This is a genomic window from Pseudoalteromonas sp. 10-33 (assembly GCF_001469195.1).
In the GTDB taxonomy this organism is placed as follows: Bacteria; Pseudomonadota; Gammaproteobacteria; order Enterobacterales; family Alteromonadaceae; genus Pseudoalteromonas.
Genome location: NZ_LOFI01000004.1, coordinates 44810 through 67400, shown reverse-complemented (window position 1 = coordinate 67400; position 22591 = coordinate 44810). Strand labels below are relative to the sequence as shown.

The 22591-nt window shown below is 40.9% G+C and carries 17 protein-coding genes; 9 read left to right on the top strand and 8 right to left on the bottom strand.

The genetic code is table 11. From position 1 onward, the window contains the following. Nucleotides 1-34: 34 nt before the first annotated feature. A complete protein-coding gene (locus tag ATS76_RS05000; RefSeq protein ID WP_058551300.1) occupies nt 35-739 on the bottom strand; it encodes a 2OG-Fe(II) oxygenase in 705 nt (234 codons plus the stop codon). 33 nt (nt 740-772) lie between these two features. Here ATS76_RS05000 and ATS76_RS04995 point away from each other — a divergent pair, with 33 nt between their 5' ends. The 7 genes from ATS76_RS04995 to ATS76_RS04965 all read left to right on the top strand — a co-directional run bounded on the left by ATS76_RS04995 (nt 773) and on the right by ATS76_RS04965 (nt 11722). Further along, entirely contained in the window at nt 773-1162 is a 390-nt protein-coding gene (locus ATS76_RS04995) for an acyl-CoA thioesterase (protein WP_058551299.1), read from the top strand. Between the two features lie 245 nt (nt 1163-1407). Then, the gene (locus tag ATS76_RS04990; protein ID WP_058551298.1) at nt 1408-2373 is read left to right on the top strand and encodes an aldose epimerase family protein; all 966 of its coding nucleotides are present in this window, start codon (nt 1408-1410) and stop codon (nt 2371-2373) included. Nucleotides 2374-2586: 213 nt separating this feature from the next. Next, nucleotides 2587-5367 carry a TonB-dependent receptor gene (locus ATS76_RS04985; RefSeq protein ID WP_152995625.1) on the top strand — a complete coding sequence of 927 codons (2781 nt, stop codon included), beginning with the start codon at nt 2587-2589 and terminating at the stop codon, nt 5365-5367. Nucleotides 5368-5447: 80 nt separating this feature from the next. After that, on the top strand, nt 5448-6989 hold the full coding sequence (locus tag ATS76_RS04980; protein ID WP_058551297.1) for a tryptophan halogenase family protein: 1542 nt from the start codon (nt 5448-5450) through the stop codon (nt 6987-6989). 22 nt (nt 6990-7011) lie between these two features. After that, entirely contained in the window at nt 7012-7761 is a 750-nt protein-coding gene (locus ATS76_RS04975) for a SapC family protein (protein ID WP_058551296.1), read from the top strand. 2 nt (nt 7762-7763) lie between these two features. Then, on the top strand, nt 7764-9227 hold the full coding sequence (locus ATS76_RS04970) for an SLC5 family protein (protein WP_058551295.1): 1464 nt from the start codon (nt 7764-7766) through the stop codon (nt 9225-9227). A 353-nt stretch (nt 9228-9580) separates the two neighbouring features. Next, nucleotides 9581-11722, top strand: coding sequence for an alpha-galactosidase (locus ATS76_RS04965; protein WP_058551294.1), 2142 nt, complete (start codon nt 9581-9583; stop codon nt 11720-11722). A 208-nt stretch (nt 11723-11930) separates the two neighbouring features. Here the strand turns inward: ATS76_RS04965 and ATS76_RS04960 are convergent, their stop codons facing one another. Further along, on the bottom strand, nt 11931-12632 hold the full coding sequence (locus tag ATS76_RS04960; RefSeq protein ID WP_058405957.1) for a FadR/GntR family transcriptional regulator: 702 nt from the start codon (nt 12630-12632) through the stop codon (nt 11931-11933). 197 nt (nt 12633-12829) lie between these two features. Between ATS76_RS04960 and ATS76_RS04955 the strand changes: the two genes are divergently transcribed. Further along, nucleotides 12830-13588, top strand: a complete 759-nt coding sequence (locus ATS76_RS04955) for an SDR family NAD(P)-dependent oxidoreductase (RefSeq protein ID WP_058551293.1) — start codon at nt 12830-12832, stop codon at nt 13586-13588. A 3-nt stretch (nt 13589-13591) separates the two neighbouring features. After that, nucleotides 13592-14536: a 2-dehydro-3-deoxygalactonokinase gene (locus tag ATS76_RS04950; RefSeq protein WP_058551292.1), complete on the top strand. Its 945-nt coding sequence runs from the start codon at nt 13592-13594 to the stop codon at nt 14534-14536. A gap of 75 nt (nt 14537-14611) precedes the next feature. On the opposite strand, the gene glpD is transcribed toward ATS76_RS04950, so the two are convergent. The 6 genes from glpD to ATS76_RS04920 all read right to left on the bottom strand — a co-directional run bounded on the left by glpD (nt 14612) and on the right by ATS76_RS04920 (nt 22590). Next, the gene (gene glpD, locus ATS76_RS04945; RefSeq protein WP_058551291.1) at nt 14612-16102 is read right to left on the bottom strand and encodes a glycerol-3-phosphate dehydrogenase; all 1491 of its coding nucleotides are present in this window, start codon (nt 16100-16102) and stop codon (nt 14612-14614) included. A gap of 208 nt (nt 16103-16310) precedes the next feature. Further along, nucleotides 16311-17810: a glycerol kinase GlpK gene (glpK, locus tag ATS76_RS04940; protein ID WP_058551290.1), complete on the bottom strand. Its 1500-nt coding sequence runs from the start codon at nt 17808-17810 to the stop codon at nt 16311-16313. A gap of 204 nt (nt 17811-18014) precedes the next feature. After that, nucleotides 18015-19343 (bottom strand): alpha/beta hydrolase family protein, encoded by a 1329-nt coding sequence (locus ATS76_RS04935; RefSeq protein WP_058551289.1) that lies wholly within the window; start codon nt 19341-19343, stop codon nt 18015-18017. 24 nt (nt 19344-19367) lie between these two features. Next, nucleotides 19368-20372: a Gfo/Idh/MocA family protein gene (locus ATS76_RS04930; protein WP_058551288.1), complete on the bottom strand. Its 1005-nt coding sequence runs from the start codon at nt 20370-20372 to the stop codon at nt 19368-19370. 15 nt (nt 20373-20387) lie between these two features. Then, nucleotides 20388-21536, bottom strand: coding sequence for a galactokinase (galK, locus tag ATS76_RS04925; RefSeq protein WP_058551287.1), 1149 nt, complete (start codon nt 21534-21536; stop codon nt 20388-20390). Beyond that, the gene (locus ATS76_RS04920) at nt 21526-22590 is read right to left on the bottom strand and encodes a UDP-glucose--hexose-1-phosphate uridylyltransferase (protein ID WP_058551286.1); all 1065 of its coding nucleotides are present in this window, start codon (nt 22588-22590) and stop codon (nt 21526-21528) included. Before ATS76_RS04920 ends, galK begins: the two co-directional genes overlap by 11 nt. Between the last annotated feature and the right edge of the window lies 1 nt (nt 22591).

The following is a 22591-nucleotide window of genomic DNA, read 5'->3' as shown; positions in this document are numbered from 1 at the left end:
AGCCATAAGTGTTACTTATGGCTTTTTTATTGGTTTAGCTATTAGGCGCACCATATATTTGCTCTGCACGGTTAAATAGCACCCACGAGGTTAAAATATACTTATCGTTTGATACTGGCTTATTGCCTCTATGTGTATGCGTAAAGTAACCAGGCGCTATTACCATAGCGCCTTTTTTAGGAGCTATTTTACGGTTTTGATAATAAAACTCCGTTTCTCCACCTTCTTCTACATCGTTTAAGTAAAACATAAACAATAATACACGATGCAGTGCTTCATTGTGTTGTAACTGCGGATACACTTCGCTGTGCCAGTATGGGTACCCCCCTTTATTTACCTCGTATTTCTGCGCTTGAATGTTGCCTAATCTAAATATTTGCTGCACAAGGACAGGGAGCTGTGGTTTGCCTACTTCTTCAAAGTTCTCTTGAGTTAAATCAATGACCTCCCCCGTTTTTGGATGATAAACCTTTAAGCCAAAGGCGCCAATCATCATAAAAATATGTTCTTCAATATAGTTAAAAACATGTTGTGCAGTCGTTTGTTGTATGTGTTTTAATTGCTCTGCATATTCGGGGTGACTATTTAGGTGCAGGTCGTGGCTGTCTTTTTTCTTTAAATCAACACCGCCTGATGTAACCCCTTGTTTTACATGCGGGCTTTGCGTGAACGTATTAATAAAATTTTCACAAAAATCATCGCTCAATGCGTTTTCATAAACGCGAATAAAGTCCGTCATGGTTTACCTTTGTATAATTATTTTTGGATTAATATGTTTACTGAAAAAGTGATACCGCGCTTTAGCGAAACAGATGCACTCGGACACATCAACAATACCGTACTACCCGTGTGGTTTGAAGCCGCACGCGTACCTATTTTTAAATTTTTTACGCCAGACTTAAACCCACATGATTGGAAGCTAATTATTGCCAAAATAGAGGTGTCGTTTGTAGGGGAGTTATTCTATGGCCACGAGATCACGATTAAAACCTCTGTAGAACACATAGGCACTAGCTCTTTTGTACTTAAGCAAGAGGCATTTCAGCATAATAAATGCTGCGCAATTGGCAAGGTCGTTATGGTCAGGTACGACTTTACTGAAAAAGTTAAGCGCGCATTGAGCACTGAAGAAAAAGCAGCACTTGAGCAGCATATGGCTTAATTTACAAACCGATATTGCGGGGTTACGCACATTTCAACTTAGCTCATTATAAATAATTGAGAGCCAATAGCTGAAAGGTAGTCAGTATTAACGTTAAATAAATAACGCAATTGTAAATTTTATTAAAAAATTTAACGTTTTTTAATTGAGTTACCAATATGAGTTATATACTATTTATAATATATATAGCTGCCTTATCTAACTAATATAGTTATTTAGGTAACTTTTGGGGAATGTGCGTGACGATGACAACCATTGATGAACCAATGCAGGTTATACAGCTTAGTGACGCTAAGCATTTAACTGCCGAAATATTGCCATTTGGCGCAATAATCAAAAGCATTAAATTTAAAAACCAAGAAATGACGCTCAGCGTCGACGATCCGCACTATTATCTTCAAAACCCATTTTATTTAGGTGCAACAGTGGGCCGGTATGCAAACCGCATTGCAGAAGGGCGTTTTACTTTAGCCGGAACAGATTACCAACTCGATAAAAATAATGGGCCAAATAGTCTGCATGGTGGTGTGAAGGGCTTTAATAAAGCGCAGTGGCAAGTGATTCAGCAAACAGATAGTGAAGTTGAACTTTATTATTGCTCAGAGGATGGCGAGCAGGGATTTCCGGGCCAATTAAAAGTATGGCAAACCATCACTGCAGAAAATGGGCAACTTTCACTTAAGTTTAAAGCAACGTGTAACAAAGAAACTCTCGTTAACTTTACCAACCATTGTTATTTTAATCTTGAGGGCAGCGACACCATTGCCAACCATTTACTGCAGGTAAATGCAACCCACTACTTACCCATTAACGAGCACAGCATTCCATTAGGTGAACCTGCTCCCGTTGCAAATAGCTGCTTTGATTTTATTAAGCCAAAATTAGTAAAAGATGCATTGTCGCAAAGTGATACACAATTAGGTGCGGCCAATGGGTTAGATCACTGCTATGTATTCGAAAATGATAACCGTCTTCATATAATGGCTACATTAATGTCACAGCAAACCGGCATTAGTTTAACGCTCTTAAGTACTCAGCCGGGTATGCAATTATACACAGCTAATTTTGTTAGTGACCCTTTCAAGCCACGCCAAGCACTGTGTCTTGAAGCACAGAATTGGCCTGATGCGCCCAATCGCGAAAATTATCCAAAAGCTAGCTTATTGCCTGATGAAGAATACAGTCAGGTTATTATTTATGCATTTTCGTAATTAAACTCAACACTTTAATGTTGGGTTTTATGTTAAAAAAAAGAAAACAGAAAGAAAATCCATAGTAACAAAATGATGCCTAATATTAAGAAAAAGGTTGCACTTTTTCTTGTTTTAAAGTATTTATAATATAAATAGTATTTGAGATAGTTTTGAAACTATTCAACCAACACAACGACAAAATAACTACACACAATCAGGAGTTTTTAAAAAATGATAATTAACAATAATTTATCGTTCAACAAGAAAACCGCGCTCAGTTTAGCCATCGCTGGTGTACTGGCAAGCGGGCATGTTGCAGCTCAAGGGGCTGAAGAGACTACAGCAGAAAAAGATATCGAAGTCATTGAAGTTCGTGGCTTAATAAGTAGCCTTAAGCGTTCTTTTTCTGATAAGAAAGAAGCGCTCATCGTTTCTGATGGTATTTCGGCGGAAGATATTGGTAAATTTCCTGATCAAAACGTAGCAGAGTCACTACAACGTATTACGGGTGTTGCTATTGACCGTAGCGGTGGTGAAGGTCAGCTTATATCAGTGCGTGGTTTTGGCCCTCAGTTTAACTTGGTTACTGTTAATGGCCGTCAAATGGCGTCGGAAAGAGCTGGCCGTGAGTTTAGCTTCGACACACTTGCTTCAGAGCTAATTTCAGGTGCAGATATCTACAAAACATCAAATGCTGCTAATCAAGAAGGTGGTATTGGTTCATACATTAATTTAAATACAGCTAAACCTTTTGACTTGGACGGTTTCAAAGCTGTGGGTAATGTAAAAGCAACTTACGACAGCTTATCTGAAAGCACAACCCCTGCATTTTCAGGTCTCATAAGTGACACTTTTATGGAAGATAAATTAGGCGTACTAGCCTCTTTATCAGTACAAAAGCGTGATGCACAAATTAACCAAGCTGATACACGTGGCTTTTACCGTGTCGATCGTATCCAAACAAATGACTTTGATGCTGCTGCAGGTACAGGTAAAGAAGCATTTAATGTATGGGTACCACGTAATTTAGATTTAACTTCAAACGTTGAAGACCGCACGCGCACAAGTGGTACACTGGTATTTCAATACGCTGCTAGCGATGATCTAACTTTAACGTTTGACGGTATTTATTCAAAATTTGAAGTTGAGTCTCAAGTAAGTAACTATGCAAACTGGTTTACTCCAGGTAACTTCCGTGATTTTCAGGTAGATCCATCAACAGAAACAGTGACTTATTGGTCACACAATGCGTTTGACGATCCAAATGGTGGGGGCTCAGGTGCAACTGACTTTGTTCAACAAGGTTTAGACCGCAACGTTAAAATTCAATCTTTTGGCTTTAATGCTGATTGGAAACTAACAGATCAATTAAAAGTAGATATCGATATTTCTACGTCTAAAGCTGAAGATTTAAGTGGCGATCAAAGCCGTGTTTTCACCGTAATGGGTTACGCAAACGGTTATACATATGACTTCACTGGTGGTGGTGATTTACCGGGTTTATCTTCTGATGGAATTAACGGCCCATTCACTCAAGCAGACTCAAGTAAACTTCGTGCGCACTACGTAGAGCGTGGAGGTGATGAGCGTACTGATGAAATCACAGAAATGCGTGCAGATTTCACCTATACACCAAATAGCGAAACGTTTACTCAATTACGCTACGGTGTGTATACACAAGATAGAACAAAAGAAGCAAAAGTATTCCAATCGCCAAGCTTACCAAATTGTTTCTACTGTGGTTACGGTCTAGATGTTCCAGATGACTTAGCATATCTAGTTACACCAAATGGTTGGTTTAATGGTATTCCATCATCATTCTTTGGTTACAACGTAGATGATTACTTATCGTACTTAGAATCTGATGCCGCTATTTCTGGTCAGTCAGCCAACCGCGGTGATGATGCAGATGCAAATATTGCAGCGTTTGCAGCGTTAAATGGTTATACGCCGGTTGAGTTAGGTACAAGTTTTGAAATAGAAGAAGAAATATTTTCTGCTTATGCTGACTTTGTATTCCAAGGTGATTTAGGTGATATACCTTGGACTGTAAATGTTGGTGTTCGCTACAGTGAAACTACAACTACAGCATCGGGTAATCAGGCTACATTAGTTGATATTGCTCAAAATCCACTAGACGGTACAATCCTTGACCAAGTTTACATTGAAGATGCAAACGGTCAACGAGCTTCTGTTCCAATTACGCTTAAAAACTCTTACACCAACTTACTTCCTAGCTTAAACGCTAAGTTTGAAGTTGAAGATGATATGTTGTTACGTTTTGCTTACTCAGAAACGATTACTCGTCCGACATTAGAAGCAATGCGTCCAGTTACAAATATAGGCACAACCCGTCCAGATATTTTACTGGCGAGCGGTGGTAACCCTAATTTGACTCCATTCCTATCAACAAACTGGGATATGTCATACGAGTGGTACTATGATGATGCAAGCGCCGTATCTTTTGGTATTTTCAGCAAAGATGTTGAAGGCTTTATCACAGTAACGCCGGCTACAGAGTCTTTCTCTTTAGCAAGTGGAAGCTATGATTTTGAAGTAAGTCGTCCACGTAATGGTGCGACTGCACAAGTTGAAGGTCTAGAAATGGCCTGGACTCATACGTTTGAAAATGGTTTTGGATTCCAAGCAAATGCAACTATTGTTAATAGTGATAGTGAAGATGGCTTTCAGTTAGAAGGATTAGGTGATTCACAAAACTTAATTGGTTTCTATGAAAAAGACGGTTTCCAAGCTCGTATTGCTTACAATAACCGTGAATCGTTTTTACAAACTCTTCGTAACGGTGATACTGGTGAGCCTGAGTACGTAGATACTTATGGACAGTGGGATATTAGCGCCAGTTATGACATAAACGACAACCTTACAGTTATTCTTGAAGGTATCAATATTACTGATGAGTACACGTCTAAACACGGTAGCTTAGCAAGTCACTTTACTGAACAAGTTCGTTCAGGTTCTCGCTATGCACTAGGTATTCGAGGCTCGTTCTAGTCAGGTTATGATGTAAGTTTAAAGGGGGGATTTACCCCCTTTTTTCTTAAAGTTTAACATGCAATGAAAAGGTAAACGCTTTGTCTGGTGTTATTAATCGAATTATTGTCCTGGGTGGTGGTACAGCAGGGTGGATAACTGCAGGCATTCTTGCAAAGAAACACGCTAGCAACCTTTCCAACCAAGGTATAAAAGTTACCCTAATTGAATCGCCTGAAATTTCAGTAGTTGGCGTTGGCGAGGGTACATGGCCAACAATGCGTAAAACATTAGCACAGTTGGGAATTTCAGAAACGCAATTTATGCGTGAATGCGGAGCTACTTTCAAACAAGCTAGTAAGTTTGTAAACTGGGTAAATGCAAAAGGTGATGTCTATTATCACCCGTTTACAGAACCTCAAGGGTTTAATAAAGTTGATCCAGCACCTTACTGGCAGTCTGTAGTTGAGCCTACTTGCTCGTTTTCTGAAGCCGTCAGCTTTCAGCAATATTTATGTGAACAGGGTTTAGCTCCGAAAACTATTGCGAATAAAGAGTACGAAGTGATAGCTAACTATGGCTACCATTTAGATGCGGCAAAGTTTATCACTTTATTACGAAAGCACTGTATTAGTGAACTTGGTGTTGAGCACATTAGCGATACCGTTGAGCGTATTGAGCAAGCTTCATGTGGTGATATCACTTGTTTACAGACCAAAGAACATGGCGCACAACTAGCTGATTTATTTGTAGATTGCTCAGGCATGCGAAGCTTGTTGCTAGGTGAAACTCTAAAAGTTCCGTTTGTTCCATGCGATGATGTTTTTTTAGCTGATACGGCCATAGCCACCCAAGTTCCTTATATCAATGAACATGATCCTATTGCTTGTCATACTATTTCAACAGCTCAAGAGGCAGGTTGGATATGGGATATTGGCTTACAAGAACGCCGTGGTGTTGGTTATGTGTATTCGAGTAAACATTGTTCAGAAGAACAAGCTCGCAAAACACTTGCGAATTACGTTGGTTTGGAAGAGGTAAAAACAGCGAAAAAAATAAATTTCAAACCAGGGCACCGAAAAATTTTCTGGAAGAATAATTGTGTTGCTGTTGGCTTAGCTTCAGGGTTTTTAGAACCACTAGAGGCATCAGCGCTTATGCTTATTGAAGCGTCTGCAAATTATATCGCGGATCAACTGCCTGCAAATAAAGAGTTAATGCCTATTACTGCAAAACGTTTTAATGCGATCATGTTGAAAAAGTGGCGCGGTGTAATTGATTTTCTTAAGTTACATTATGCTTTGAGTGAGCGTACTGAGCCGTTTTGGCTTGAGCATCGCGATACACAGAGTATTCCTAATTCTTTACAAGAGTTATTGTCTATTTGGCGTTATAGCTCGCCAAGCGAGTATGACTTTACTGATAACGTAGAAGCATTTAGTGCTGCTAGCTATCAGTACATCTTATATGGTGTTGGGTTTAAGTCTGACTTTAGTCAAATGGAACATATTTATAATCAAGGTGAGCTAGCAAAAAAACAGCTACAGATGACAAAAATACGTATAGATCAGCTGAAATATAATTTGCCCACTCACAGAGATCTTATTAATAAAGTAAATTCATTGGGTTTTGCAAAACTGTAATTCCCTTTGACGAGAGATAAACATGTCTAACTATGTACTACTTGATCCTGTAAAACATCAGGATATAAAAATAAAACCACATAGCAATTTCGCCTTTTCAAAGAATCATCACCACGCATCATTAGTTGTTCATGAGTTTGGCGCAGCTGCGAGTAGCTTTCCCGTTGTTTATATGAAAGAGCCTACTCAAGGGCAATTTCGCGCTGTCGGATTGCTTGGTTTAGTCGCTGGTCACAATGTGTTCTTCACAGAACAAGAGTGGCTAGCAGTTCATGTTCCTTCAGCGTTTTTACGAGCCCCGTTCGAGTTAGGGCCAGATCCAGAAAAAGATAAAACACTCACTATTTACATAAGTGAACAAAGTGACTATGTGAATAATTCACAGGGCGAAGCTTTATTTCAAAATGGCGAACCGAGCCAATTTTTGCATCAAGTTCAAGATAAAATGAGTGAGTACTATCAGCAGGAACAGGTTTCACATGAATTTACCCAAAAGTTACTCTCTTTGAGCTTACTTAAAGAAATAGAATTGGTTATTAATTTTAGTGATGGAAAGAAAACACGAGTAAAAGGTGTCTACACAATCGACGAAGAAGTGCTAAGAAAACTGCCAGACACTGATATTGTTGAGCTTAATAAACAAAATTACTTATTACCTATCCATGCAATGTTATCGTCGCTAGTTCAAGTTAACCGCTTAATTAAACAACATAACCATTGCTCAGAAAATACGATATTAGGTGTGCAAATGCGCGCTAATGCAGGAGAGTAAAAATGTCTGATAGTATGATCCAAGTGTTAGTTTTTGCTATTGTAACGAGCCTAATTGGTTTATTTACATACTTAAAATGTCGCGATCAGGGACGTAGTGAGCAAACTCAAAATAAAGAATATTTTCTAGCAGGAGGCGGTTTAACCTGGATATTTGTTGCCGGTTCAATCACTCTTACTAATTTAAGTACAGACCAGTTAGTTGGCATGAATGGTAACCAAATGGCTTTGTTAGTTTGGTGGGAGCTTGCGGCGATTATAGGTCTAATATTATTGGCTAAAGTGTTTATTCCGGTTTATTACAAATATAACTGTACAACAACGACTGAATTATTAGAAAAGCGCTATAACAACAAGCATATCCGCGCCGTTATTGGCAGTTTGTTTTTTACAGGAAATGCACTCATTTACATGCCTGCGGTAATTTACTCGGGTGCGCTATTTATGCAAACTATGTTTAAAGTTGATATTCCACTCATGTACATCGCGACCGCATTCGCTATTGTAGGTGCCATTTATGCCTTTTTTGGCGGTCTGCGCGCTGTTGCGGTGTCGGATACTTACAACGGGTTACTGGTGCTCGGTATGGCAATACTTGTAGTGTTCTTAGCGCTTAACGCCATCGATTATGACTTTAGCGATATCCCACAAGAGCGCTTAACTTTAATTGGCGGGCCTGATTCGCCTATCCCTTGGCCAACGCTACTGACTGGTATGATATTCATTCAGATGTTTTACTGGGGAACTAATCAAACGATTACCCAGCGCGCTATGGCAGCACCCAATGTCAAAGAAGCGCAAAAAGGGATATTTGCGGCAGCAGGCATTCGCCTTTTGATTGTTCCGGCAATTGTAGTATTACCTGGTATTATTTCCTACAAGTTGTATGGCGACATTGGTGATGCCGCATACGGACGTATTGTAGGTGATGTTATGCCTACATGGTTAACGGGTGTGTTTGCTGCAGCAATGGCCGCAGCAGTGCTTTCAACTTATAACAGTTTACTAAACTCATCTACGGCATTATATGTGTGTGATATTCACGAAGCATATTTTAATAAAGAACCAAGTGTAGTAAAGCTAAGTGGTTATGTAACATTATTATTAACTAGTTTGACGCTGGTGCTTGTGCCTATATACCAGCAAGCCGACAGTATTATTAACTTACTACAGCAGCTAAACGGCTTACTAAGTATGCCTATATTTTCAATTTTTGTGGTTGGCTTGTTGTTTAAAAATGTGGATGCGCGAGCAGGTATTGCCGCAGTAATTTTAGGTGTTGTGATGTACGGAATGCTGACATTTGAAAGCTCACCGCTTCACACTACTATTCACTACATTCACTTAATGCCGGTAACGTTGTTTGTGTGTGTCGCATTTGCATTAACTGTGAATAAAGTTGTGTTTGGATTAAACGCGCAATGGGCTGGTAAATCTTCAGCAATTGACAACACAGTAAAACAATAAACAACTCAGCAATAAGTAACTAACGTAGACATAATCGGCCAAAGTTAAGCTTTGGCCGGTTTTTATTTTAAAATATTTAATTACCGCATAGAAAACCTAAACTCTTGTCCAAAGGTTTATTATTTCAAATTCAGATAAGTGAATCAGTATGAGTTATAAATTTTATAGCTCGTGGTTTCATCTTTATTTGCGAGATTAAAACTGTTAAAACTTAATTTATATGATATATACTACTATATGAGGCTGCTGTCTGATAGCTTATGCCTAAAAACTCTGAGGCCTAGCTACGCATATCACAAACATTACCTCGGTATATTAATAAATCACACAATGAAGAAGAGGATAGGAAAATCATGGCCAACACTAAATCATTTTATCGATTAGACAGTGTAAACAGCACCGTTATTTTCAACTGCCAAAGCAAAACACCTGCGTTACTGTATTTTGGTAAACGTCTATCTGCGCAAACAACTGAGTTAATGCTTACTCAACTTGCTACCCGTCAAGAAGTAAAATGTGCAGTAGTTGAAGAAGCGCCTATTTCTCTTTCTCCTCTGTTAGGTGAGGGCTTTACTGGTGCACCTGGTCTTGAGCTTGTCAACGATTCTATTGCTTGGTCTGTAGGGCCTACACTCAAGGAGGTGCGTCAGCCATCATCAGCAACACTTGAGTTTGTAAGTGAAGATACACTACGTGGAATTGAAGTCGTTCATAGTATTACGCTTGATAACAACACAAATGTTTTAAGTGCACACACCGTGTTAACTAATTTAGGTGACTCACCACTAAGCGTAAGTTTTTGTGCAGCGCCAACATTTCAATTACCAGATAGCGTCAGCAAAATAGTCAGTTTTGAAGGGCGCTGGTCAAACGAATTTCAACGTCAATCTGTTGATTTAGTATTAGGCAGCTTTGTTCGTGAAAACCGCAAAGGCAAAACATCACATGATGTATTCCCAGGTTTGATAGTACATAACGAAAATGCAGGCGAGCAGCATGGCGAATGTTACGGTTTTCATTTAGGGTGGAGTGGTAACAATAAACTACGTGCAGAGCTCCTACCTGAAGGGCGACGTTATGTGCAAATGGGCGAGTTATTACTACCTGGCGAGCTTACCCTTGCTAAAGGTCAAACGTATCAAAGCCCGAGTATTTATGGATCGTTTTCAAGCGATGGCTTTAGTGCGCTTTCACGCAATTTCCACCGCTTTGTTAAAGCTAATTTACTTAGCCAAGCACAACGCGAAAAAACACGCCCAGTACACTACAACACGTGGGAAGGTATATACTTTGACCACGATGTAGACACGTTAAAGCAGCTTGCCGACAAAGTAGCTCCTTTAGGTATTGAGCGCTTTGTACTGGATGATGGTTGGTTTAAAGGCCGCCGTGGCGACAATGCTGGCTTAGGTGATTGGACAGTAGATTACGAAATTTACCCAGATGGCTTATCGCCAGTCATCGACCATGTAAACAGCTTAGGTATGGAGTTTGGTATTTGGTTTGAACCAGAAATGGTAAACCCAGATAGCGATTTATATCGTGCTCATCCTGATTGGGTATTAGGCTCAGAAAATAACGAGCAGCTAAGCTTCAGAAACCAGCTTGTGCTTGATTTAACGCGCAAAGAGGTAGTTGAATACTTATACAAAGCCATTGACGATATTTTGGTTGAATACCCAACTATTAAATACATTAAGTGGGATATGAACCGCGATATTAACCATGCGGGTAACTTCGATGGAAAACCAGCAGTGCATCAACAAACACTGGCACTGTATCGTTTAATTGATCGTATTAAAGCAGCGCACCCAGGCCTTGAAATAGAAAGCTGTTCATCAGGTGGTGCACGTGTAGATTACGGTGTGCTAGCACATACAGACCGTGTATGGACGTCGGATTCTAACGATGCGCTTGACCGCCTTGAAATTCAACGTGGTTGTTCGTTCTTTTTCCCATCGTCGGTTATGGGGGCACACGTAGGCCCGCGTGATTGTCATATCACTGGTCGTAATGTAAGTATTGAAATGCGTGCTGCGGTATCCATGTTTGGCCACATGGGAATCGAAATGGATCCACGTGAACTCACCGATCACGAATACAGTGCACTTAAAGCGGCTATTGCACTGCACAAAGAGCACCGTGACTTTATTCATGGCGCCGATTTATACCGCCTAGATAGCGACGATTTATCAATTAACTTTGGTTTAATCAACGAGCAAAAATCAAAAGCGTTATTTGCGTATAACAGTGTACGCGAAACACCACGTACCGCGCCTAATAAGCTTCGTTTTGTTGGTTTAGATGCAGATACACAATATACACTTAATTTAGTGTGGCCTGTTCAATTTGAAGAATACCGTCCTTCGTCTATTGCAGCCGTTAACGGGCAAACCTTCACGGGTGAAGCGTTGATGGAATTTGGCCTACAAATGCCAATTTCATTCCCGCAAACATCACTTATTTTTGAGCTAACTAATACCAATCCGCAATAATACTTAATCATTTTTAGGGGCTAAAAGTGTTGCTATCTGCGTTAAAAAATTCTCATTTAGAACAACTAAACAGCGAATTTTTTGCCTAGCTATCAACACGTTTATCTATCCTAGAATAGATCACTTAATTAAGCGGATTGGTATAAAAATATAATAAGCAGTAAAAAGGGAGCTCATTAGCTCCTTTTTTAATGGTGTTTTCTGGTCATCAATCGAGTTTCGATTCAATGAGTTCTAGCGCTTCTTCTAAAATTGTTTCGACCGCTTTTTTAGCGCGCTCGGGGTTACCCGATTTAATTGTGTCTAAAATATCAGCATGTTTATTTACGTCTGCACCCGGTACACCTTTGATATGATTAGTGTAACGAATACTTACTCTAAGAGCGGTGCTAATAAATTCAGTCAGCTGCACAAAAAAGCGGTTGTTACTCGCTACTAAAATACTGGTGTGGAAAGCTATGTCGGCTTCTAACGGATCGTCTAATCCTTCATCGGCATCGGCCATGCGCGCAAGTGCGTTATCAATTTCTGCAAGTTGCTCTGGTGTGGCACTTACCGCAGCTAATGCAGCTGCTTGTGGTTCCAGCGCAACACGTACTTGGGTAAATTCTTTTAATAACGACAGTGACGGCTTACTGCTTAAAATCCAACGTAGTACATCGGTATCAAACATATTCCAACTGCTTTCTGGTAAAACACGAATACCTTGTTTAGGGCGCGATGAGATAAGCCCCTTCGCCGACAACATTTTAACTGCTTCGCGCGTTGCACTGCGGCTTACGTTGTATTTAATACATAGGTCGGCTTCTGAAGGCAGTCCTTCACTTACTGGGTAAACGCCCCGCACTATTGCAAACCCTAAATCATGGGTTAATTGGTGAGTTAAATTTTGGCGAGGTTGAGTTTTCATCGTGCGAATTTCCGAGTTCATTATTGCTTAATTATATATCATATATCATATTAATGTACGTAAGGATATGGTATAAACTTTTAAATCGCTAATTATTTTAACACAGCAATAACAACTTGGTTTGGCTCTTTTTCTCTAAGTAACCGTATTTTAAAAGGTTTAAGTTGAACTGAAAACATGCTGTAAGGAAATTTAATTTGAACACTCAAGCTCAATATCACAGCCTTTCTGGCAAGGTTATTTTTATCACTGGGGGTGCGTCAGGCATTGGCAGAGCAATGGTTGAGTCGTTTGTTAAACAGCAGGCCAAAGTGGCATTCATTGATATAGATTATGAAGCAGCGCAAGCGCTTATTAGCGATTTACCCGATGCTAATTTATGGTACAGACAAGTAGATGTCACTGATTCGAATGCTTTGCAACGATCATTGGTTGATGCATGTGCCGCCCTTGGTAGCGTAAATGTACTTATCAATAACGTTGCAAACGATCGTCGTCAAGCCAGTGAAGATGTGACCTTTAAAGATTGGGATCAATGCTTACAGATTAATTTAAATCCTGCTTTTTTTGCTTCTCAAGTTGCTATGTCGTTTATGCAACAAGAAGGTGCTGGCAGTATTATTAATTTTAGTTCTATTAATGCCATTATGGGTCAGCCGCAAATGGCAGGCTATGTAACCGCTAAAGCGGGTTTAATAGGCATGACCAAAGCACTTGCTCGCGACTATGGTGAGTTTGGTATTCGCGTTAATGCCATACTACCGGGCTGGGTTGCAACTGAACGTCAATTAGCAAGCTGGTTCACCGAGGAAGAGCAAGTCAAATGGATGGAAGCCATGGCGCTTAAAAAATTAGTAACGCCAGACGACGTGGCTAATTTAGCGTTATTTTTAGCCGCCGATGAAAGCAGTATGATCACCGGGCAAGGCGTAAAAATTGACGGTGGGAGGCTTTAAAGTTTGACTACTTCATCTTTGTTTATAGCCGTTGACTGGGGCACAAGCCATTTACGCGCTTACTTATGTAAAGTAGGTGAGGGCGATGAATTAACTTTAATTGATCAATGTGATGGCCCTGGTGTTGTAAAAGTTAACCAAGACTTTCAACAAACACTCATTAACGCCATTACACCTTGGGCAGTGCAGCATGGTGTATTACCTATTTATATTGCAGGCCAAATTACATCAACGATTGGTTGGCATGAAACCCCTTATCTAGAGTGCCCGATTAACCCTGAGGGCTTGCTTGATGCTGCTGTCAGTTTTGATTGCGAAGGCCACACGATTAACGCCCTACCTGGTACAAAATGTACGTTGCAAAACTCGCTTATAGACGTAATGCGCGGTGAAGAACTACAAATACTGGGCTTTTTAAAACAAAATGAACAGTATCAAACAGGTAAAATTTTACTGTGCTTGCCGGGCACACATACCAAGTGGGTGCTAATCAACAATGGTAAAATAATCTGTTTTAAAACCGCCATGACCGGCGAGTTATACGACTTACTGTGCCATCAAAGTGTATTAATTCCTGACGATTGCGCTGAGGGTGAATTTGATTGGCAAGCGTTTGAACAAGGCTGCGATTTAACATTGGGTAGTGATAGCGGAAATTTAGCCCATGGTATTTTTAGTGTGCGAACACGCCAACTGTCTAAAGAACTAACCCCAGTACAAGCAAAAGCGTACCTATCGGGTGTACTAATTGGCAGCGATGTAAGAGCAGCGCGTTATGCAAGTGAATGGCAGCTACTCAGTAATACGCACGTTGTTGTTATTGGTACATCACAACTAAATAAATGTTTTACTATGGCACTGACAAAAATAGGCGTGCAATGCAGCGAGTTTGATATTAAATCGGCAACGCTTAGTGGGTTTAACTACCTATATCAGTCGGCTGAATAGTTAAGAATAAAAGCCCCTTTATAATTTGTTAGCCATAAAGGGGAAAACGGGGAATAGTGATAATGAAACGGCTTATTAATTGAGTGTTTCAATATAATTATTTAAAACTGTAATCTGCTCATCGCTAAAACGTAAACCCAGTTTACTGCGACGCCATAAAATGTTGTAAGCATTACCAGCCCATTCTTGCTTTAATAAGTAATCAACTTCAGCTGCAAATAAGCCATGGCCAAAGTCATGCCCTAAATCACTGAGTTGTGTCGCATTGCCTAAAATAATTTTTGTGCGTGTGCCATAAGTGCGTACAAAGCGTTTTAACGTCACTTCGGGTAGCCAATGGTACAAAGATTTAAGTTCTTGAGTCAGCGCTTCAACGTTATTAAAGTCGCCCCCAGGTAATGCGCTGTGTTTAGTCCATGCTTTACCCATTTGCGGATAAAAGTCTTCTAACTTATCAACAGCGGCTTCAGCCAGTTTACGATAAGTGGTAATTTTTCCACCAAATACGCTCAACAGTGGAGTATTTTTGCCTTCACTTGAAAGCTCTAGCTTGTAGTCACGCGTTACGGCTTGTGCATTTATAGACTCATCATCAAGCAGTGGGCGTACACCTGAAAAAGTATGGACTATGTCTTCGCGTTTAATGTGGTTTTTAAAGTAGCTGTTAGTAATATCAATTAAGTAATCGATTTCTTCATCGCTAATTTTTACATCTTGCGCTGCACCGTTATGCTCTACATCAGTTGTTCCAACTAACGAATAATCATCTTCAAATGGAATAACAAATACAATTCGTTGGTCTTTATTTTGTAAAATGTAGGCTTCTTTTTCATTGTGAATGCGTGGCACAACAATATGGCTGCCTTTTACAAGACGAATATTTTGCGGTGACTTTTCAATTAGCGCTTCATCAAATAACTTTGCAACCCAGGGACCTGCGGCATTAACAATACCTTTAGCTGATACGGTGTATTTATTCTTTGTGCTTTGTTGCTCAAGCGTAACTTGCCACTTATTTTGCTCGCGCTTAGCGTTTACACACTTAGTTTGTGTCGCAATGGTAGCGCCTTTGTCTTGTGCAGCAAGGGCATTTAAAATAACTAAGCGAGAATCATCAACCCAGCCATCTGAGTATTCAAAACCTTTTACAATAGACGGCTCTAGCACGCTATTTTCGCCAAACTTAATACCACGGGAACCGGCCAGTGTTTCGCGTTTAGCTAGGTTGTCGTACATAAATAGGCCAATGCGGATCATCCAAGCAGGGCGTAAATGCGATTGGTGCGGTAATCTAAAGGTAAGTGGCCACATAATATGAGGGGCGTTTTTAAGTAGAACTTCTCGTTCAGCTAAGGCCTCTTTTACTAATCTAAATTCGTAATGCTCAAGGTAACGTAAACCACCGTGGATTAACTTAGAACTATTTGACGATGTTGCACAAGCAAGGTCCGATTGTTCACACAATAATACCTTTAAACCCCTGCCAGCTGCATCAGCTGCTATTCCAGTGCCGTTTACACCACCACCGACGACAAGTAAGTCATATTCGTTATCTGCTAATTCCACTGTGAGCTAACCTTTTTATTTGTAATATAAATAATACATAAAACATCATAAAGCGACCGTTAGTGTTTGACAATAGCTAACCGCGCTTTTTGATTTTAAATTTTTTAGCCTGATCTTTTTAAAATCACACTTCGTAAAATGCGCTCTTTAACGAGCATAAAAGTGGCTTAATACGCCGCTAAATGTCATTAACGGCGTATAAAAAGTACTATTGCTGGCAGTCTTCGCTAGATAGGCGAACTTGCGCGACACAATGCTGCCATTTTGCGTATAAATCGTTTCGTTCATCAGCACTCATAGTTGGCTCAAAACGACGGTCACAGGTCCACATTTTAGCGAGTTGCTCAGTTGACTCGTAAGTACCTGCTTGTAAGCCGGCTAAATAAGCAACGCCTAACGAGGTGGTTTCGGTGACTGTTGGGCGCTCTACGGTTGCACCTAAAATGTTAGATAAAAAGGTGAGTACCCAGTTATTTTTAACCATACCGCCATCTACGCGCAGTACACTTGGGCGAAGACCATCACGTTCCATTGCTTTTTGTAAATCTTTGGTTTGATATCCCACCGATTGCAAAGCAGCTGCAACAATAGTGCTAATGCCAGAGTCGCGTGTTAAACCTAAAATGGCGCCTCGTGCGTTAGGGTCCCAGTACGGTGCGCCTAGGCCTGTGAATGAGGGCACTAAAAATACCCCATGATCAAGCGGTACATCTTTTACTAATGATTCACTTTCGCCGGCATGGCTCAATAGTTTTAAGCCTTCAACAATCCACTGCATAGTGGCGCCTGCCATAAAAATGCTGCCCTCAATGGCGTAAGTAGGTTTGCCATTTAGCCTATAAGCGACCGTAGTTAGTAAGCGGTTTTCAGATGTGAGTGCTTTTTCACCGGTATTAAGCATTAAAAAACACCCTGTGCCGTAGGTGCTTTTGGCCATACCTTGTTCAAAACACGCATGGCCAACAAGGGCAGCTTGCTGATCCCCGGCCATCCCACAAACACGAATAGGCGCACCAAAAATATCGTCGCTGGTTGAGCCAAACTCGTCTGCTGAATCCATGACTTGTGGCAGCATAGATTTAGGAATGTCGAATAGGTCGAGTAATTCTTGATCCCATTGCTGGGTATGAATATTAAATAACATAGTGCGAGATGCGTTAGTGGCATCGGTGCGGTGCTCTTTGCCACCCGTTAGGTGCCACAATAAGTAAGTATCAACAGTACCAAAGGCTAGTTCGCCAGCGTCTGCTTGTGCGCGGGCGCCTTCTACGTTGTCTAAAATCCAGCGTACTTTAGTGGCTGAAAAGTAAGGGTCGAGTAGTAAGCCTGTTTTGTCGCTAATCGTTTGGCAAAGCTCTTCTGTACTTAGGCTTTCGCAGTAAGCACTGGTGCGGCGGTCTTGCCAAACAATGGCGTTATAAATTGGTTCACCGGTTTTCTTGTTCCATACCAGCGTGGTTTCACGTTGGTTGGTGATACCAATAGCAATAATTTCTTCAGGCTTTACATCTTTTTTAGCCAGCACTTCACGGCTGGTGCTGAGCACTGTTTGCCAAATATCGTTAGGGTCATGTTCTACCCAACCATTTTTTGGAAAATGCTGTGAAAATTCTTGCTGTGCTGACCCAAAAACGTTTGCATCTTTTGTAAACAAGATGGCCCTAGAGCTTGTTGTCCCTTGATCAATTGAGAGTATGTATTTTGACATGATATTTGTGTTATTTATCTTATCTTATATATGACTAGATTGCCTTTAACTAAGGTTAATGGCAATGATTTTTTCTTAAAATAGCCGATTAAAAAACAAACATTCTCATTTTGTAGTTAACTCATTTATATAAAAAGGTATTTTATTTGGCATTATTTTAAGGTGAAGGCGGCTATTAAGTTTTATAGCCGCTTAAATTAAGTATTACTTACTGCGTGGTTTACTTTGTTGCCAATCCATACCTGAAGAAAAGCGGTTATCAAAGCCGTACCACTGCGGTAACGGTTTACCATCAACAATGGCTTGATCGCCATTTTGAGGTAAATCTAGGTATTTACACTGGCTGCTTACGCCTTTTACGTGGCAATCCATCATCGCAAGTACAAAGTGCTTATTTATTTCGTTAATGGTGCGCAATGACCACGATGGTTCGTAGTAATGACCTAAATCTAATTCACTGCTGCTTTGGGCAATAGCAGGGGCTGGGTGTGGTGCAATATTGTGGCGGGCATTTTTATAAGTAAGCATGTACTTGTCGGCGCTGCCAGTTTGATTGTAAAGGTTTTTAATACCTTCAAAACCAGAAATATCATCTAAGTCACCTGCAATATAAAGCGAAGGCACTTTGATATTTTTCATTGCTTTGGCATCAAATAAGTTATGTTGCCCACCCCAAGGTGCGATAGCCACCATTGTTTTTATACGAGGGTCTACTTGTGGGTTTTGATATTGTCCGCCTGCACAGCTATTAAGTAATTGCTGCACTTGTTTAATTTGGGCAGGGTCAGTCATCCCCGTAAACATAGCGGTTGTTTGCTCGTTAAAGGCATAGCAACCACCAATCGTATTAACTGCGCCAAATCCACCCATAGAGTAGCCAATAACACCTGCGCTAGCTGTATCTACTTGCTCGCTTGCAAAGTTGCTTTGTTCGTTAAAATAATTAATCACAAACTGCTGATCGCGTGAGCGATTAATAAGGGTACTAAAAAAGCCCGCAAATGGCGCGTTTTTAAAATCTACATGGGCGTTTGTTGAGTCTGTATGATCAAGCGCAGCAACAATGTAACCATGCGAGGCTAAGTGCTCACCAAGGTAGTACATAATAGTACGGTAGCCGGTATAACCATGCGAAAGTACAATAACAGGGTAGTTTTCTGCGTTACTTACACCTACATCGCGCATAGCATCGGCTTGTAAAGTAAACTGTTTACCCGAGCGTGTTATGTCTGTGTAGCTGGTTAGTGCTTTGTTTGCTTTGCTATCTGCCGGATACCAAACCTCAACTTTTAAAGGGCGATCCTTTTGGCTTTGCGTTGCGGGATCAAATTGCGCTGGATTAACTAAATCTAGGGTTTTTACGCCTACTTTATAGGCGCCTTTAGCGGCTAATTCTGGAAGCACTTCGCTGGTTATTGGCGGATAAAGTTGCTCAGGCTTATTCGATTCAGCAAGTACTGCACCGGTAGTTAAACTGGCCGTGGCTAACAGCATTGCTTTTGAAAGCGTTTTTAATCGGTGTGTTGTTGTCATTGTGGATCCTTGTTGCGTGTATTTTTATAAATTTATGTTATGAGATTCGACTGTTGCGCTATATTCAAGCTGCCATTGGGCTCTCAGGCTATCCATCATCGTCATAACCCGTAAGCTAGTGCTTAGTGGTAATACAGAGCTTTGTATTTGTTTATTTAGTATGCACTCAGTAACGTGATCAATTTCAAATTTAAAGTTTTCATCATCACTAAATGGGTAGTCAAAATGTTGGGTAGCTTGCCCATTAATATGAATATCAATACTTTTCGCACCTACAAACCAAGGTATGCGTATAAAGCCATGATCACCTGTAATATAGGCTTCGGTTGGACCGTTTTGCTCAAGTGCACTACTAAGTTGTGCAAACTGCCCATTACCATAATCAAGCATGGCAATATTTCGCGCATCCACACCTGTATCTTTTTTATGTACAAATGAGCTGATTTTTTCTGGGGCTTTATTAAAAACCACATCAGCAATAGATAAAGGGTAAATCCCTAAATCAAGTAATGCACCACCGGCTGTATTTGGGTTCATTAAGCGATGTGATGAATCGAATTCACCCGCTAAGCTAAAGTTGGCATTAACACTGTGTACTTTGCCAATAACCGCTTCGTTCAATAATTCTTCTAATTTTACAATGGCGGGTAAAAAGCGCATCCACACTCCTTCCATTAAAAAGCGATTTTGCTGCTGCGCTAGCTCTTTTAGTGTAATGAGTTGCTGTGCATTAACGGTAATGGGTTTTTCACTTAGTACGTGCTTATTATGCATCAAGCATTGGGCTATGCTTTGAAAGTGTTGGTCGTGAGTGTTTGCAATGTAAATGGCGTCAATGTTTGGGCATTGCATAAGGGCTTGGTAGCTCTCATACCCTTTTATTGAATAATGTGTGGCAAACTCGCTTGCGCGCTGCTTGCTAGTTGATGCTGCGCCAATAAGCTTAGCATCAGCGCAATGCGCAATGCTTTTAGCAAAGGTGTGAGCAATATTGCCACACCCAATAATACCCCAGTTAACCTTTGCCATATTGATACCTATTTTTTAAAAAGACGTTATTTGTAACCCTGAACCCGCTGAGCACACATAAATATCTGCGTATAAGTTAAAGCGTTCAAAGTAATGTTTTTCAACGGCTGCTTTAATTAACGGTACTTCTGCATCGCGACATAAACACACAATTGCCCCCCCAAAACCACCACCAGTCATACGCACTGCGCCGCGCTCACCCATGGCTTCTTTACAAATTTCAACTAAGCCATCTGTTGCAGGTACGGTTACTTCAAAGTCGTGTTTAAGTGATTGGTGTGATGCAGCCATCAATAGCCGAAGTTGCTGCATATCATTGGCTTGCAATGCTTTAGTTGCTGCAATAACGCGGTCGTTTTCGCTAATTACATGGTGTGCACGTTTGTATTCGTTATCGCTAAGTTGTGCTTTAACAGCATCTAGTTTAGCCATTGTTGCTTGGCGAAGTGTTTTAACTCCCATTTTTTCAGCGGCTTGTTCGCAATCAATACGGCGTTGATTGTATTCGCTGTCTACTAATTTACGTGGGTAGTTAGAGTTCACTATAACAATATTTAAGTCATCAGGTACTTTCACTGACTTCGTTGCTAGGTTTTCACAGTCAATTAAAAGAGCGTGACCGTTTTCGCCTTTTGCCGAAATAAGCTGATCCATAATGCCACATTGACAATGCATAAAGTCGTTTTCAGCTTCTTGGCCCAGTAGTGCAATTTTTTCTTCGCTTAAACCAAGCTGCGCAATATGGTTAAACATTCCCCCTACGGCAACTTCCAATGCAGCCGACGATGACAAGCCACTGCCTTGTGGTAAGTTACTATCAATAAGTAAATCGGCACCACGTAAAGTGTGACCTGCGCGTTTTAATACAAATGCAACCGCGCGAATATAATTCCCCCATTGCGATTGACCTTCGCTAATCGGTTCGTCAACGTTAAAACGGTCTTGCTCGCCTGGGTATTTTAATGACTGCACGGTAATCGTGTTATCGTCGCGCTCTTTAAACATCACTTGAGTACGAAACTCTAATGAGCACGGAAATACAAAACCATCGTTGTAGTCAGTAAACTCACCTATTAGGTTTACACGTCCTGGTGCAGCCGCAATACCTTGAGCAGGGGCACCGTACAGTGATAAAAAGTGGTGTTGAAATTCATTAAGCGTCATCTGTGTGTCCTGCTGTGTTTTTATAGTGTGTTGTGCTTGCGGCTTTTAAAATAGAAGCGGCTGTTTCTGCGCTTAAGTCACGCTGACTTTCGCCTAACATTTCGTAGCCAACCATGTGTTTTTTCACGGTGGCAGAACGAAGAAGTGGCGGGTAAAAGTGTGCATGCAAGCGCCAATGTTGCTCATCTGAACCACGATTTGCGGGTGCATTGTGCCAACCCATAGAGTACGGGAAGCTACAGTTAAATACATTATCGTATTTAGTCGTTAATACTTTTAATGCCTGAGCGAGTGAATCGGTTTGTGCATCAGTTAACTGACTAAAGTTTTGAATGTTATCTTTAGTTACTAGTAAGGTTTCAAATGGCCATGCGGCCCAAAAAGGTACCACAACAAGCCAGTGTTCATTCTCAAATACGACACGAGTTTGGTCTGCTTGTTCTTTTTGTACATAGTCGGCAAGCATGGCTGTGCCGTGTTTATCAAAATAAGCGCGTTGTTGTGTATCTTCGGCGTCTATTTCGGTAGATAGGTGCGAATGCGCCCATACTTGGCCATGTGGGTGGGGCTGCGAGCACCCCATGATCTCACCTTTATTCTCAAATACCTGAACACATTCGTATTGCTGTGTAAGTTCTGTGTAGTTGTCTTTCCAGGTTTTTACTACTTCATGCAGAGCATCGTGCTCCAGCTCAGGCAGTGTTTTGTTATGCTCTGGCGAAAAACAAATGACACGGCATTCGCCGCTTGCTTCGTCAGCAATAAATAAATCGCTGTCTGACTCTAAGTTTTGTGGTTGCTCGCTGGCATTAGGCGTCAGCGCACCAAAGTCATTTCTAAATACATGTGTGTATTTGTAATCTGGGTTGCTATCGCCATTTGCACGGGGGTTACCTGGGCAAAGTGGGCAGCTTTCGTCATGCTTTGGCAAAACCGTTTCGTTAACGGTTTCGGTTGCGCCTAACCATGGGCGGTTATTCCGATGCGGTGATACTAATACCCAACGCCCCGTTAGCGGGTTTTTACGTCTGTGAGTACTTTCTAATAAAGCCATA

Bases quoted from the DNA above. Each gene is read 5' to 3' on its own strand.
- ATS76_RS04935 (WP_058551289.1), bottom strand. From the start codon at position 19,343: ATGACAACAACACACCGATTAAAAACGCTTTCAAAAGCAATGCTGTTA.
- ATS76_RS05000 (WP_058551300.1), bottom strand. From the start codon at position 739: ATGACGGACTTTATTCGCGTTTATGAAAACGCATTGAGCGATGATTTT.
- ATS76_RS04960 (WP_058405957.1), bottom strand. From the start codon at position 12,632: ATGAAAACTCAACCTCGCCAAAATTTAACTCACCAATTAACCCATGAT.
- ATS76_RS04995 (WP_058551299.1), top strand. From the start codon at position 773: ATGTTTACTGAAAAAGTGATACCGCGCTTTAGCGAAACAGATGCACTC.
- ATS76_RS04975 (WP_058551296.1), top strand. From the start codon at position 7,012: ATGTCTAACTATGTACTACTTGATCCTGTAAAACATCAGGATATAAAA.
- galK (WP_058551287.1), bottom strand. From the start codon at position 21,536: ATGACGCTTAATGAATTTCAACACCACTTTTTATCACTGTACGGTGCC.
- ATS76_RS04920 (WP_058551286.1), bottom strand. From the start codon at position 22,590: ATGGCTTTATTAGAAAGTACTCACAGACGTAAAAACCCGCTAACGGGG.
- ATS76_RS04990 (WP_058551298.1), top strand. From the start codon at position 1,408: ATGACAACCATTGATGAACCAATGCAGGTTATACAGCTTAGTGACGCT.
- ATS76_RS04985 (WP_152995625.1), top strand. From the start codon at position 2,587: ATGATAATTAACAATAATTTATCGTTCAACAAGAAAACCGCGCTCAGT.
- ATS76_RS04970 (WP_058551295.1), top strand. From the start codon at position 7,764: ATGTCTGATAGTATGATCCAAGTGTTAGTTTTTGCTATTGTAACGAGC.
- ATS76_RS04965 (WP_058551294.1), top strand. From the start codon at position 9,581: ATGGCCAACACTAAATCATTTTATCGATTAGACAGTGTAAACAGCACC.
- glpK (WP_058551290.1), bottom strand. From the start codon at position 17,810: ATGTCAAAATACATACTCTCAATTGATCAAGGGACAACAAGCTCTAGG.
- ATS76_RS04930 (WP_058551288.1), bottom strand. From the start codon at position 20,372: ATGGCAAAGGTTAACTGGGGTATTATTGGGTGTGGCAATATTGCTCAC.